This window comes from Flavobacterium nackdongense (assembly GCF_004355225.1).
Lineage (GTDB): Bacteria > Bacteroidota > Bacteroidia > Flavobacteriales > Flavobacteriaceae > Flavobacterium > Flavobacterium nackdongense.
Map to the genome: position 1 here is coordinate 3991712 of NZ_CP037933.1, position 14954 is coordinate 4006665.

Sequence of the window (14954 nt, forward strand, 5' to 3'; positions counted from 1 at the left end):
TAAACAAGAATTATTACCCCCCATTTTAGTAAACAAAATAATAATATTTGCCATAAATAATTTAATTCTAACACATTACCAAAAAACAATTACTATGGAAAGACAATTACCTAGTCTAAAAAGACTAACAGGGCTTTTCTACAGCCTATGCATACTTTTTCTGTGTGCTAATGTAGGATGGGGACAACAAACCATTGGTACATTTCCCACAATGGATGGTGGAATGGAGGGACAAACTTTAGGTACGGTAGCTATTAGTACTACAAGCACCACAGCTTGGACTGCAACTAACTGTGGTACTACGAAAGCAATTTTAAATACCGTTGGTGGCTCACGTTCAGGGTCAAAATTTGCAACATTTACAGCAAGTACAACCTTGAATTCTAGGTTTACTAGTCCAACTGTGGCAACTACATTTGCTGCCACTCAATATACAGTTCAATATTGGGCAAGAGCTGCAGCGTCTCCCTTAGCCACTTTAGGAGGTGCATTATACAGTGGTGCATCTACTTTAGTTGTATCTTCAAGTCAAAATCCTACTACTTGGATAAATGCTACTGATTGGTTCAAAGTTAATGTAACTGTAACAGCAGCATCGATTCCTACCTATGGAGCGGTCCGATTAAGTGCCGGTTCAACAATAGGGGATATATCTATTGACGACTTTGTAATTTATGCCGGAGCTTTAGATGCAACTGCGCCTAGTTCACCAACCGCACTATCTGTAAGTGGTTTAGGTGTAAGTTGGACTGCACCTGCGGGTGGAGTAGATGGTGGGGGTTATGTAGTGGTGCGTTATGCAACAAATCCAAACCTGGACAATGATCCTAATCAAAACGGGATTTATGCTTCAAGTAACACGATTACTAACGGAACGGGTTCTCTAGTTGGAACTGTGGTTTACGTAGGTACAGCAACATCTTTTACTGATGCTGTTGCAGGATCTTCATCAGGAAACGATTATTATAAAGTGTATGCAGTTGATAAAGCATTCAATTACTCGGATGAAATAACTGCAAAAATGAATGCTTCCGCTCCAATTATTACATCTACTCCGGCAACATTAACAGGATTTAATTACAATGTTGGCAGTGGTCCGTCAACAGTTCAATCATTTGTAGTAGGTGGTAGTAACTTAACTGCTGATATTGGGGTAACTCCATCGGCAAATTTTGAAGTTTCAGCAGATAATTTAACATTTCAATCTACAATTCTAACTGTAGCTTCAGGAAGTACTGTTTATACCCGATTGAAAGCAGGATTGTCAAACGGGACTTACGCAGAAACATTGCAATTATCATCAACAGGAGCAACTAATTTGCCAGTTTCTTGTACGGGTAGTATTTCAGGAACGTATTATTACAATGGTTCAGGCCCATTATCAACTTTAACTAATTGGGGAACCAATACGGATGGAACGGGAACTAATCCTTCAAGTTTAGCTAGTGCAAATGCAACATTTGTAATCAGAAACACAACAGCAGTGAGTACTGACGCTGCTTGGACTTTAGGTTCTGGTTCTAAAATTATTGTAGGAGAGGCATCATCAGCTGCAGTTGCACTAACCATTGTAAGTGGTTATGGAATTACGGGGACAGTAGATATTACTGCTGCAAGTTCAGGTTCGAATAGTGTTGTATGTCAAAATGCAACAATACCTACTTTTGGGACTTTACATAGTAGTTCTGAAGTGCATTTTCAATTTACAAGTACTAATGTATTAGCTTTAACAGCTACTTTTGGAAAATTATATTTCGAAGCAACATCCAATGTATCTGTTGGTTCAGCTGGAACAAATTATATTAAGGCTACAATACAAACTTCATTGACGATTGCTACTGGTGCGTTTATCAATTTTAGTAATGGTAGTAATTCCTATTTTTATATCAACGCTGGAGGAACTGTTACTGTAAATGGTACCTTAAAAACATCTAAACCAGCTGGCTTAGTTGGGTTTAGTATAGGAGCAATTCCTATAGCTGATGGTAATTTAAGTCCAGCTTTGCAATTCTTTGATGCGGAAACACCAGGTGCGAGTCTTGTATTGACAGGAAGTACCATTGAGTTTTCCAGAGGAAATAGCGGTACAACTCAAACTATAGCTCCAAGAACGGACTATAACAATCTTACTATTTCTGATTTTGGCCCTGCGGCAGGAAACAAAATAATTTCTGGACCTACATCCGTTTCAGGAGTACTAACCCTTAATCACTTATTTGGAAGTACAATAACAGGTTCAGCAAATATTGCACTAGCTAGTGGTGCTACTATATTAAGAACTTCTGGTAGTTTCGATGCAGCTCCTGCATTTGGTAGCTCTGTAAATGTTACTTATAATGGCACAACCGCTATTAGCTCAGGTCAAGAAATTCCGGTAGATGCATCGGTATTGAATAATTTAACAATTAATAATGCAGCTGGAGTTACTTTAACAGCCGCTACAGCTGTAAACAACAAATTATCGTTGACTGCTGGAACATTGACAACAGGAGGTTTTCTTACCTTAAAATCAAACGCTACAAAAACAGCAGTTGTTGGTGTCGTTACAGGTAATATTTCAGGAAATGCTACTACAGAGCGTTACATTCCTGCGGGACAAAGAGCCTATCGTTTTTTAAGTTCTCCAGTAACTACTACAACTTTTATCGATACCAACTGGCAAGCTGGAACACATATTACGGGAGCAGGAGGCGCAACTAATGGTTTTGATGCTACAACAGGCAATAATCCATCGATGTTTACCTATAATAATACAACTCCAGCTTGGAATGCTGTAACCAATACAAATGCTACAGTTCTTGCATCAGGTGTTCCATATTTGACCTACATCAGAGGAAGCAGAGCAGCATCTCTAGCTATTGCTCCAATAGGTTCTATACCTAGTGATGCCGCCACTTTGAGTGCAACGGGTACGCTAACAACCGGAAATGTTCTTGTAAGTGGTTTAAATGAAACAGCCAATGGATTTAGCGCGGTTGGAAATCCTTACCAAGCTCAAGTAGATATGCAAGCTGTATTAGCTGCAAGCACAAACTTAAACTCAGGATTTTATTATGTTGTTGACCCGTCATTGGGGACGAAAGGAGCTTATTTGACAGTAGATGTTACTGCTCCAGCTTCAGCACATATCAGCCAGTATCTTCAGCCAGGGCAAGCTTGTTTTGTTAATACTGTAGCTGCAGGACCTGCTTCACTTACTTTTACTGAAGCCAATAAATCGGAAGCTGCTGCACAAACTACGATATTCAAAACTAAAAACACAGCAATGCCTAGCATAGGTTTATCACTTTATGACGCTGCTTCGAATCGTTTGGATGTTTTAAAAATAGCTTTTGATGCTAGCGAAACCAATGATGTAAATCAAAACGATGCTTCAAAAATGACAAATTTTGACGAAAGTTTAGCTTCATCAAATAGTGGAAAATTATTGGCCATCGAGAAAAGAGCGATGCCAACCGATTCAGATGAAATTCCACTGAATATCACTAAATACAGAGGAACATCGTATTCCATCAAAGCAGAAGCCGCTGGCTTAACAGGATCAACTTCTTATTTGTTTGATCAATTTGCCAACAAGACTATAGAAATTCCACAAGACGGAAGCGTGGATTATGCCTATACTGTGGATGCAGCTATTCCAGCTTCGATAGCGGCGGATCGTTTCAAATTGATTTATGCCAAGACATTGAAAACAATTGACAATGCTGTTACAAATTTTGCTTTGTATCCAAACCCTTCCAAAACAAATTCCTTTAGTGTTACGGTTCCACAAAGTATGAGTAAATCCTCACTAACGGTAAGCAATATGCTGGGACAACAATTGTATTCACAAAATGATTTACAATCGGGAACCACAGTAAATGTAATCGCCAGCAATGTAAAAACTACAGGAGTTTACCTGGTGAGCTTGACCTCAGAAGGAAAAACAACAACAACAAAATGGATTGTAGAATAATTTAAACACATAAAAATGAAAAAATATATAAACACGGCTTCTTTAGTGAAAATTACAGTATTGGTTTGGATGCTGTTCTCAACTGTGGTACATGCTCAAACTGATTTACCAGACGCACCAGATGATACTGCTGCAGCACCAATAGACGGTTCTATTTGGGTTTTGGCATTGATAGGTTTGTTTTTTGTTTACTATAGACTAAGAACATTTAGCAAACAAGGAAGCATAAGAAGTTAAAGTAAAAATGGTTTTGTCCACTATTTTGCAAACCCTGTCTAATTGGACAGGGTTTTTTTTGAATTCTATTCAAAGGAGCACAAACGTACCCCTAAAGAGAAATTATTGCCCCCCTTATTAGGCCATAGATTTTTGACATTTGTAGTACATTAAATTAAAATTTTAAAAATTATGAAAAAAAATCTAAATCTGCATCGTTCACTACTATTCGTAGTTGCAACACTTCTTCTTATAAATAATGCCTCTTTGGCGCAAAAGTCGCAACCAAAACAGCCAGATGTAATTGTAACTTTAAATGCGTATTCATTTAACGACTTATTATCAGCAAAACACTCAAAAGATAAGCAGACTTTATATTCTTTACTCAATTTGATGGATTGGTGTGCCACCCAAAAGATTCAGGGAATAGATTTAACGGGGTATTATTTCCCAGGGTATCCTGAAGTTCCTTCAGATGACTATATTTTAAAATTAAAAAACAAAGCCAAACAATTGGGCATCGTTATAACAGGGACAGGAATTCGCAACAATTTTGCTTCGCCTGATCCAGCAGTAAGAGCCGCCGATGTGGCTTTGGCCAAAAAATGGGTAGTAGTTGCTTCAAAATTAGGCGCTCCGGTTTTAAGAACTTTTGCAGGTGAAATTCCTAAAGGATATGAAAATAAGTGGGACGAAGTAGCCGGGTGGATGATAGATTGTTATAAACAATGTGCTGTTGAAGGAGAAAAATATGGCGTTAAGATTGGTATTCAAAACCACGGCGATATGCTTCAAACGGCTGATCAGTGTCTAAAAGTGCTAAAAGGAGTAGATAGCAAATGGGCTGGTTTAATTGTAGATACTGGTAATTTTAAAACTGCAGATCCGTATGTCGATATCGAAATTACGGCTCCATTTGCTGTAAACTGGCAAATTAAAGAGAGTTCATTTGGCATTGGAAGTCCCATAAGAACCGATTCTGAAAGGTTGATGAAAATTTTTAAGAAAACAGGAGTTAAAGGTTATTTTCCAATAGAAACTATTCTTATTAAAGACACACCATACGATCCGTTTGCTCTTGTTCCTGAATTGATAGGGGAACTTACTGTTGCTAGAGATAAAGTATATAAATAGTTTTTTAGCCCGTTGGGTGTAATTCAAGTTTGATTTTTTTAAACGCATAGAATCATAGTTTTTTATTGATTTTTAACAAGACGCTCCGCTTGATTTTAGTAAATCATAGCTATGCTAACCCAAGAATTGGGCTATCCAACTCTTTTTTCTATGATTCTATGCGTTTCAATTTTTTTATTTCTAATAATTTAATAATTACACCCAACGGGTTTTTTTAAATATAAAATGATGAAATACACAACCACAACAAGCAGTATGATATATGTAATGCTGTTTTTTTTAATAAGTACTTTTTTAATTTCAGCTCAGGAAAAAATGTCGAAAGACTATGCCTTTGAACAAAATAAACGTCTGGGTCGTGGTATAAATATTATCGGATATGACCCTATTTGGAAAGATGCCTCCAAAGCCCGAATCAAAGACAAACATTTCAAGTTAATTAAGGAAGCTGGTTTTGATAATGTCCGAATTGTTATTGGTCCATTCAAATTTTCAATGAATGACGCCAACCATACCGTTAACCCAAGTTTTTTTAAAACCCTTGATTATGCTATAAAGGAATCTTTGAAAAATAATTTGATGGTAATTGTTGATTTTCACGAACACAACACAATCGAAAAAGATCCGATAGGAACAAGAGCGAAGTTTTTATCTATGTGGAAACAAATAGCTGACCATTGCAAAGACTATTCGAATGATGTCTTGTTTGAAATATGTAACGAACCAAATATGAAACCTGAAATATGGAATCAAATGCACAAAGAAGCTTATGCCATTTTAAGAAAGTCAAATCCTAATAGAACATTACTTATTGGAACCATAAATGGTAATCAGATCAAACATTTGAATGATCTTACGCTACCTGAAGAGGATAGAAATATTATTGTCGCAATTCATTATTACAGTCCAATTCAATTTACACATCAAGGTGCTCCTTGGTCTAAAAAAAATAAGGATTTAAGCGGTATTGAATGGACAGAGTCCAAAAGTGAACAAGAAGCGGTGAACCAGGATTTTAATATAGCTCAAGATTGGTCAAAATTGCATAACCGACCACTTACTTTGGGCGAATTTGGTGCCTATGAAAAAGCGGATATGGCCTCTCGAATTTGTTGGACCAATTATATTGCCAGACAAGCCGAAATTAGAAATTGGAGCTGGAGTTATTGGCAGTTCGATTCCGATTTTATTGTTTACGATATAGAAAAGGACGAATGGAAAACCGAAATATTAAACGCATTAATCCCATCTAAGAAAAAATAAAATGAAGGAGAAAATAGTACGTGCAGGGATTATAGGCTCTGGTTTTGCGGCCAATTTTCATTATGAAGCCATCAAAAGAATATTTAGTACGAAAGTAGAAATTGCAGGAGCGTTTTCAACCAATGGATTACTTGATTTTACAGTTCCTAGGAACATCAAAAATTTTGATAGTCTGGAGGAATTAATCGATGCATCGGATATGTTGCATGTTTGTACTCCACCATCAACACACGAACAATTGGTGATAGAAGTCTTAAAACGCGGAAAACACGTGATTGTCGAAAAACCATTCACAGGGTATTTTGGTGACGGTTCATCTGAATTTAATGGCGATACTTTTCCAAGGGAAAAAGGATTGAAGTTGGCTATGGAAAGTATTGAACGAATGCTGAAAGCAGAAGCAGAAAGTGAGGGTTCAATTCTGTATGCCGAAAATTGGGTTTATGCTCCCGCCATTCAAAAAGAGCGCGAAATCATAGAAAAAACGGGTGCGCAAATCCTTTGGATTCAAGCCCAACAATCCCATTCCGGTTCCCATTCAATGGATTATGGAAAGTGGCATCTCTCAGGCGGAGGGTCACTAATGGGTAAAGGAAGTCATCCATTGACGGCCTCTATTTATTTAAAACATGTCGAGGGAAGAGCTAGAAATGGTCAGCCCATTCGACCTAAAAGTATATCGGCAAGAACACATGCCATCACCAGAATGCCGAGCTTTAAAAACGAAGGACACCTAAGAAATACCTACACTGATGTTGAAGATTATGCAACGGTTCATATCGTTTTTGAAGACGGAACCATTGCAGATATCGTTGCCAGTGAATTGCTGCAAGGCGGAGTCAAAAACTTTGTCGAAGTTCACGCCAACAATCACAGAACCCTTTGTAACATAGCACCTAATGATGCTATGATGACTTATAATCCAATAGAAGAAAACTTCAACGATATTTATGTGGTCGAAAAAACGGGAACCAAACAAGGCTGGTCGTTTATATCTCCTGACGAAGCTTGGTTCAATGGGTATCAACACGAGATGGATGCGTTTTATAGATCCTTAGTTTTTGGTGAACCGATAGAGAGCAACAGTAAATTGGCTTCGGATGTTATTGCTACAATCTACACCGCATATTTATCTGCAGAGCAAAATGGTGTTGAAATCCCGATTGCAATATTTAATACGTAAAGAAAATCATCTAAGTAGTATTGACACTGCAGTTGATTGAACTAATAAAATCCACTAAACCAAACCATAAAAATGGAATTAAACAAGGAATCTGATACGGCTAAAGGGAAAAAATACAGATGGATAATACTGTCATTAGTATTTTTTGCGACAACCATCAATTATCTTGATCGTCAGGTTATCAGTTTGTTAAAAGATGATTATCTACAGCCATTATTTGGATGGAACGAAACGGATTATGCCAATATTGTAATCGCTTTCCAAATTGCGTACGCATTGGGTATGGTGGGTTCGGGTATTATTATTGACAAGATTGGAACAAAATTAGGATATGCACTTTCGTTAACGATTTGGAGTATAGCCTCAATCGGACATGCCTTTGCAACATCTACTTTTGGATTTATGGCTGCCAGAGGAGTTTTAGGTTTTAGTGAGGCAGGAAATTTTCCGGCAGCTATAAAAACGGTAGCCGAATGGTTTCCTAAAAAAGAGCGCGCATTAGCGGCAGGGATTTTTAATTCAGGGACAAATATTGGTGCCATTTTAGCACCACTTACAGTTCCGTTAATCGCCGGAGTAATGGGTTGGGAATGGGCTTTTATTATTACAGGTGCTATTGGACTTATTTGGTTACTATTTTGGTGGCTGTTTTATGAAAGTCCTCAAAAACATAAAAAAATATCAAAAGCAGAGTACGATTACATTCACTCGGATGATGCTGACGAAGTAATTACAGAAAATAAGTCTGAAAAAATAGCTTGGATTAAATTATTGGGCTATAAACAGACCTGGGCTTTTGCTTCATTAAAATTTTTCAGTGATCCAGTATGGTGGTTTTTATTGTTTTGGTTACCTTCCTTTTTAAACAAACAATATGGAATGACCAAGATGGAACTCGCATTTCCTATCGCAGTTGTGTATACAATGGCAATGTTTGGTAGCATTGGAGGAGGTTGGCTTTCAGGATATTTTATACAAAAGGGTTGGCCTTTGTATAAAGCTCGTAGAACAGCCTTGCTAATTTTTGCTATTTGCGCTTTACCAATGCTTGCAGCACAATGGTTAGGAACTTTCAATTATTGGTATGCTGTATTAATTATCGGTTTGGCCGCATCGGCTCATCAGGCCTGGTCCGCTACTATTTTTACAACCGTTTCGGATATGTTTCCAAAAAGAGCTGTTGCCTCAGTGGTAGGAATTGGAGGAATGATTGGTTCTTTCGGCGGAATTATTATTGCAAAAACGGCTGGTTTGTTATTGGATCATTATGACGCCATTGGAAGTATTGAGACCGGATATTACATCATGTTCATCATTTGCGCACTAGCTTATCTTATTGCTTGGACATTCTTTAGTTTGTTGGTGCCTAAAATGCCAAAAGCAGCAATCTAGTAATTTTATATAAAATGAAAATAAATAAATGAAAAAATTCAACAAAAAAATACTGCCTGATTTGCGCTCGGTTCTGTTTCTTGCATTGATAAGTGCAAATTTAGGCCCTTTGGAATCGTCTGGAATGGTTACAACATCTTCTGTAAAAACCGATTCGAACCTTTGCCAAAATAAAAAGGGAAGTGAGTTAGTCGAAAGTAAAGATTCGCTGAAAGTTGCTGTGGCCACTACTACGAAATTACTTATGAGACTGGTTGAACCTGCTTTTGAAACTTCAATGAGTAACACAAAAATAACTTCAACTGTTGGCCCAACAGGAGATATGGTAGAGTTAGTGATGTCAGGCAAATCTAAGGTTGCCATTACAACTCGCAATTTGAAAGATTATGAAAAAGTAAAATGTCCAACATTGGTCGGAACTCCCATTGGATTAGACGGACTTGCCATAGTGGTTTCCAATTCAAACCCTATTACCAATCTCACGTTTGAACAAATTTCAGCGATTTGGACCAGAAAAATTATCAATTGGAAAGAACTCGGAGGACCTGATTTACCTATTGTATTAATTGGGAGAACTAAAGCCTATGATTCCATTATGCTTTTTTGCGATTTCATGAAATTAGAATCCAAAGAGGATCAAGGCGGACTTGTTTATCGTGAAAAAGGAAAAGAAAATTGGGTTCCAACTGTCGTTACAGCTCTTGAAACCGATGATTTAGCTTTGGAAATTTTATTAAAAACTCCTGGCGCAATATCCTATTTTCCACTTCAAATTTTGAATAATTATAGAGAAAAAAATGTGGCGGTAAAAAGTTTGTCTTTCGACGGAGTTCAACCTACAAAAGAAACCATTGCCAACGGAACTTATTTTATTCATAGAAGATTGAATGCCATTACAAATGGTCAACCAGAAGGGATAACAAAAACTTTTGTTGATTTTCTTCTATCCAATGAAGGTCAAATGGCGGTTACAAAGGCTGGATTTCTTGCCCATAATAATGCCGCAGAGCAATTAGGTTGGCAACTTTCAGCACAAGCATGGACTTTCAATAAGTTCACTTTCGCCGAGGCAATTGACAAAATGAAAGCAGCAGGAATCAACAATATCGAAATGTTTCCAAATCAGAAAATTGGTGGCGGAATAGAAGGTAATACTTCTTTTGTGATGGATTCAGCTACTCGCAAAAAAGTGTTGGAACTGATCAAATCCAAGAACATGAAACTTCTAAATTATGGAGTAGTTGATGCCAAATCTCCAGAACAATGGACTAAGATTTTTGAATTTGCTAAAGATATGGGAATTCAGACAATAGTTACCGAAGCCACTGCTTCACAACTCGATTTCATTGAGCCAATGTGCGAAAAATACCAAATCAAAATCGCATTGCACAATCACCCAAAACCTTCTATATATTGGAACCCTGAATTTGCAATGAAACAGGTTGCAAATCGGAATAAATACATAGGTGTTTGCGCTGACCTTGGGCATTGGTTGCGTTCAGGTCTCAATCCATTAGAATCTTTGAAAAAATACGAAGGACGAATTTTCGATATTCACGCTAAAGATTTGATTCCTTCAAAAGAGGGTTTCAATGGATATCGCGATGTTCCTTGGGGAACCGGAATTAGCAATTTTTCAGGCATGATGCACGAGTTGAAACGTCAAGGTTATCGAGGTACAATTACGGTTGAATACGAATACCATTTCGAGAATTCTCTCGAGGAAGTAAAAGAGTCGGTTGAATATTTTAATCGGGTCGCCACTTTGTTAAGTAAAGAATAGATAAAAAAATGAACCTTTTTAGAGGAAAAAATCAGCCATCAAAAACAGGTTTTGATGCTGCGTTTACATTCAAATAAATTTATAATATAACCATTATGAAAACACAATTCCGATGCTTTTGTATCTCACTTTCAATGATTCTTCTGCCAATTTTAGTAACTGCACAAGAGGCCACTATTAAAGTTGAAGCTAAAAAGAAACCCACTTCAGCGTACATTTCTTACGATACCAGAATCGTAAGCAAACTGCCCAATTTTAAGGCGGACAAAGTGATTGCTACTAATATTTATGGAAGCCGTTTAGACAAAAAAACTAAGGCAACCGGTTTTTTTCGCACCGAATTTATTGATGGTCGTTGGTGGGTTGTCGATCCAGAAGGCTATCTGAATATTTGCAGAGCCGTTAACAACATTCAACAAGGAAGAGGGAAGATTTCTATTACTGCTTCGGCCTCAAAATTTGGAAGTAGTTCCCAAACTTGGATGACCAAAACTATGGAATATTTGAATGAGATCGGGTTTTTCGGAGCGGGTGCTTGGTCATCAAATGATATGATTATATCCAACCCTATACAGCAAAAAAAACCAATGGCTTATACTATTATACTGAATTGGATGAGTGGATACGGAAGAGGTCGCACAGTGCAACAATCAGGCCATATGGGCTATCCCAACGATTGTATTTTTGTGTTTGAAAAAGGTTTTGCAGAATATTGCGAAAACAAAGCAAAAGAATTGGCCGCCAATAAAAACGACAAAAACCTTTTCGGGTATTTTACGGACAACGAATTGCCTTTCAAAGATGTTAATCTGACGGGTTATTTGGCTTTAGGACAACAAGAGCCTAAAAAAAACGAAAATTATTTGGCCGCAATACAATGGCTAAAGGATAATAATTATACCGAAACAGATGCTACAAACATCGAAGTACAAAAAAGATTTCTAGGTCATGTTGGGAAAACCTATTTTTCTATTGTGCACAAAGCCTTAAAAAAGTACGACCCAAACCACATGAATCTAGGTCCAAGAGTCGATAAAGAAGATGCTCGCGCCAATGATTATTTTATGAAAGCCATTGGCCCTTACGTGGATATTCTTGCCATAAATTACTACCGTGAATGGACACCAAACAGCACTTTTATGACCACTTGGGGAACTAATTTAAACAAGCCTTTTATGGTTACCGAATTTTATACCAAGGGAGAAGATTCGGGTTTAGCCAACACTTCTGGCGCTGGCTGGATTGTTAGAACCCAATTAGAAAGAGGCTATGAATATCAAAACTATACTTTGGCATTGTTAGAATCAAAATATTGCGTGGGTTGGCATTGGTTTAAATATATGGACAACGACCCTTCGATGCCCGGTGATCCTTCAAATATTGATGGCAATAAAGGTCTTTTGAAAATTGACTATGAGCCTTATACACCAATGACTGAAAAAATGAAGGAACTCAATCTAAACGTGTATAACCTGATTGATTATTTTGATAAATAATCACATTCTTTCCGAAAATGATATTCAAATATCCAAAAAATAATAATTAAAAATGATGAAACACGATTTAAAATTACAAATAATTTTTCTTTCAATCTTCTTTGTGGCATTGACCGTAAAAGCGCAAGACGATTGTTCTATCACTGGATTTAAAGTGGATTATAAAACCACGCCTTCAGGAACTTATGTTGCAAAAAGCACCAGAACGATCTGTCAATTACCGGAATTTTACGAAAATGCTCCTGTAATTGCAACCAATATTTATGGCAGTAGAACCGATAAACGAACAACGGCCACAGGCTATTTCTATTCCAAAATGATTGATGGTCGTTGGTGGGTTGTGGATCCAGATGGGTATTTAAACATTTGTAGAGCGGTAAACGCCATATCAAAAGGAACGGGCACGACATCAACGAATGCTTTTGCTACTAAATTTTTAAACAGTGATACGAAATGGATGACAGACACTAAGGTGTTTCTCAAAGGAATTGGTTTTAATACGGCAGGAGCTTGGTCAACTACCTCATCCATAACTTCAAATCCTACACAAGGTTCAAATCCGTTGGCGTACACTATTATCCTGAATTGGATGAGTGGCTATGGTGCTGGTCGTACGGTGCAACAATCCGGTCATATGGGATATCCCAATGATTGTATCTTTGTTTTTGAACAAGGATTTGTCAATTATTGCGAAACTAAAGCACAAGCTTTGGCGGCCAATAAATATGATAAAAACCTTTTTGGTTATTTTACTGATAATGAATTGCCGTTCAAAAATGCTAATTTAACAGGTTACTTGGGTTTAGGAACTACAGAACCAACTAATGAAAATTATTTGGCTGCAGTGAAATGGCTTTCCGATAATGGCTACACTACTGCCGATGCTACAAACACGGAAGTCCAAAAAAAATTCTTAGGCTTTGTTGGAAAAACCTATTTTTCTATTGTGTACAATGCCATCAAAAAGTACGATCCTAATCATATGAGTTTGGGACCAAGAGTCGATAAAGAAGAAGCGCGTGCCAATAGTTATTTTATGCAAGCCGTTGGTCCTTACGTCGATATTCTTGCCATAAATTATTACAGAGAATGGACGCCAAATAGTGCTTTTATGACCGCTTGGGGAACAAATCTTAATAAACCATTTATGGTTACTAAATTTTATACCAAAGGAGAAGACTCAGGTTTAGGGAATACCTCTGGAGCAGGTTGGGTTGTAAAAACACAATTAGACCGAGGGTATGAATATCAAAATTACACTTTGGCTTTGCTGGAATCAAAATATTGTGTGGGTTGGCATTGGTTTAAATATTTTGACAATGATCCAACAATGCCCGGCGATCCATCTAACATTGATGGAAACAAAGGAATTTTTAAAATAGATTACGAACCCTACACTGATTTGGTTCAAAAAATGAAAGAAATTAATCTAAGTACCTATAATTTGATTGACTACTTTGATTATAAATCTCAATTTCCGCCGCTAATTATTTATCCTGAGGCCGATGCCTACTACAAAGACCAAGTAAATTATGGTTTTGATGACCGATTGGGAATCAAGAATAGTCCTTATGGAAATATGCGCGAAGCTTTTTTACGATTTGATTTAACCGGTCAAGGTACGAATGTTGGTGACGTGAATTTGTATTTGTCTGTTCTAAGAGCCGGAGATCCCGGAAAAGTCTACAAAGCCGATTTTCTAATGGATGACTCTTGGACAGAAGGTGGAATCACGATGGCGAATCATCCTACCAATGATAACGAAATTGGAAGATGGGCAGATGGATTAGATGTTAAGTTGGATGTAAAAACACCCTTCGTAGAGACCGTAAATTCAGATAAAAAATTATCCATCAAGCTTTCAGCGGTGAGTGAAATTGTTTCACAATTGGAATACGCTTCAAGAGAAAATCCAACGGTAAGTTTACGACCAAGAATTGAAATCTCGCAAAATGCTCCTGATGGTCCGGCAGATTTGGATAAATTATCGGAATTAATTGTGCAAGATAAAAGAGTGGCGGCATTTCATCCAGATATTTTATCGTATAACATTACGTTGCCTTTAACAACAACCGCAAATCCTTCGATTCTCTTTGTTAAGCCAAACGCTGCGATGCAAGTTTTGGTTACAAACCCAGTGAATGTTTTGTCAGCCTTGGATTCAGACAGAGTGGCAACGATTAAAACTACCTCGGCAGATGGTTCTAACACAAAAACGTACACACTGCAATTTAAAGTGGGTGATAACTTATCTGTATTAGACAGGTTTAAAGCCAATGACTTTACCATTTATCCCAATCCAACAAATTTGAACCGTGTTGTCAATATAGATATACCGAATGCTAATTATGAAAATAATGAAATTAGTATTTACGATACCAACGGAAAAATAGTGTTTTTTAAATCGACAAAAGATATAAAACTCCAATTGACCATCAATGAGTCACTTCAACCGGGGATGTATTTTATATCAGTGAATAATAGCAACGGGCGAAGTACCAAAAAACTAATTGTAAAATAAAAATCAAGCAA

General features: G+C 37.3%; 9 protein-coding genes. All 9 read left to right on the plus strand.

What is annotated here, in order from left to right:
• Window positions 1–94: 94 nt before the first annotated feature.
• The 9 genes from E1750_RS16955 (at window position 95) to E1750_RS16995 (ending at window position 14943) form a co-directional block, all read left to right on the plus strand.
• Window positions 95–3955 (plus strand): T9SS type A sorting domain-containing protein, encoded by a 3861-nt coding sequence (locus tag E1750_RS16955; RefSeq protein WP_133277907.1) that lies wholly within the window; start codon window positions 95–97, stop codon window positions 3953–3955.
• Window positions 3956–3970: 15 nt separating this feature from the next.
• Entirely contained in the window at window positions 3971–4192 is a 222-nt protein-coding gene (locus E1750_RS16960) for a hypothetical protein (RefSeq protein WP_133277908.1), read from the plus strand.
• A 171-nt stretch (window positions 4193–4363) separates the two neighbouring features.
• Entirely contained in the window at window positions 4364–5305 is a 942-nt protein-coding gene (locus tag E1750_RS16965; protein ID WP_133277909.1) for a sugar phosphate isomerase/epimerase family protein, read from the plus strand.
• 225 nt (window positions 5306–5530) lie between these two features.
• Window positions 5531–6568 (plus strand): glycoside hydrolase family 5 protein, encoded by a 1038-nt coding sequence (locus tag E1750_RS16970; protein WP_133277910.1) that lies wholly within the window; start codon window positions 5531–5533, stop codon window positions 6566–6568.
• Window position 6569: 1 nt separating this feature from the next.
• The gene (locus E1750_RS16975; protein WP_133277911.1) at window positions 6570–7751 is read left to right on the plus strand and encodes a Gfo/Idh/MocA family protein; all 1182 of its coding nucleotides are present in this window, start codon (window positions 6570–6572) and stop codon (window positions 7749–7751) included.
• Between the two features lie 72 nt (window positions 7752–7823).
• Window positions 7824–9143 (plus strand): MFS transporter, encoded by a 1320-nt coding sequence (locus E1750_RS16980; RefSeq protein WP_133277912.1) that lies wholly within the window; start codon window positions 7824–7826, stop codon window positions 9141–9143.
• A gap of 28 nt (window positions 9144–9171) precedes the next feature.
• Window positions 9172–10926, plus strand: a complete 1755-nt coding sequence (locus E1750_RS16985; RefSeq protein WP_133277913.1) for a substrate-binding domain-containing protein — start codon at window positions 9172–9174, stop codon at window positions 10924–10926.
• Window positions 10927–11021: 95 nt separating this feature from the next.
• Window positions 11022–12422 carry an agarase gene (locus tag E1750_RS16990; RefSeq protein ID WP_133277914.1) on the plus strand — a complete coding sequence of 467 codons (1401 nt, stop codon included), beginning with the start codon at window positions 11022–11024 and terminating at the stop codon, window positions 12420–12422.
• A gap of 52 nt (window positions 12423–12474) precedes the next feature.
• Window positions 12475–14943, plus strand: a complete 2469-nt coding sequence (locus tag E1750_RS16995) for a CBM96 family carbohydrate-binding protein (protein WP_133277915.1) — start codon at window positions 12475–12477, stop codon at window positions 14941–14943.
• The last annotated feature ends 11 nt before the right edge of the window (window positions 14944–14954 follow it).

What these genes read in the sequence shown, in the direction of transcription:
- E1750_RS16955 (WP_133277907.1), top strand. Translation starts at nt 95, where the DNA reads ATGGAAAGACAATTACCTAGTCTAAAAAGACTAACAGGGCTTTTCTAC.
- E1750_RS16960 (WP_133277908.1), top strand. Translation starts at nt 3,971, where the DNA reads ATGAAAAAATATATAAACACGGCTTCTTTAGTGAAAATTACAGTATTG.
- E1750_RS16965 (WP_133277909.1), top strand. Translation starts at nt 4,364, where the DNA reads ATGAAAAAAAATCTAAATCTGCATCGTTCACTACTATTCGTAGTTGCA.
- E1750_RS16970 (WP_133277910.1), top strand. Translation starts at nt 5,531, where the DNA reads ATGATGAAATACACAACCACAACAAGCAGTATGATATATGTAATGCTG.
- E1750_RS16975 (WP_133277911.1), top strand. Translation starts at nt 6,570, where the DNA reads ATGAAGGAGAAAATAGTACGTGCAGGGATTATAGGCTCTGGTTTTGCG.
- E1750_RS16980 (WP_133277912.1), top strand. Translation starts at nt 7,824, where the DNA reads ATGGAATTAAACAAGGAATCTGATACGGCTAAAGGGAAAAAATACAGA.
- E1750_RS16985 (WP_133277913.1), top strand. Translation starts at nt 9,172, where the DNA reads ATGAAAAAATTCAACAAAAAAATACTGCCTGATTTGCGCTCGGTTCTG.
- E1750_RS16990 (WP_133277914.1), top strand. Translation starts at nt 11,022, where the DNA reads ATGAAAACACAATTCCGATGCTTTTGTATCTCACTTTCAATGATTCTT.
- E1750_RS16995 (WP_133277915.1), top strand. Translation starts at nt 12,475, where the DNA reads ATGATGAAACACGATTTAAAATTACAAATAATTTTTCTTTCAATCTTC.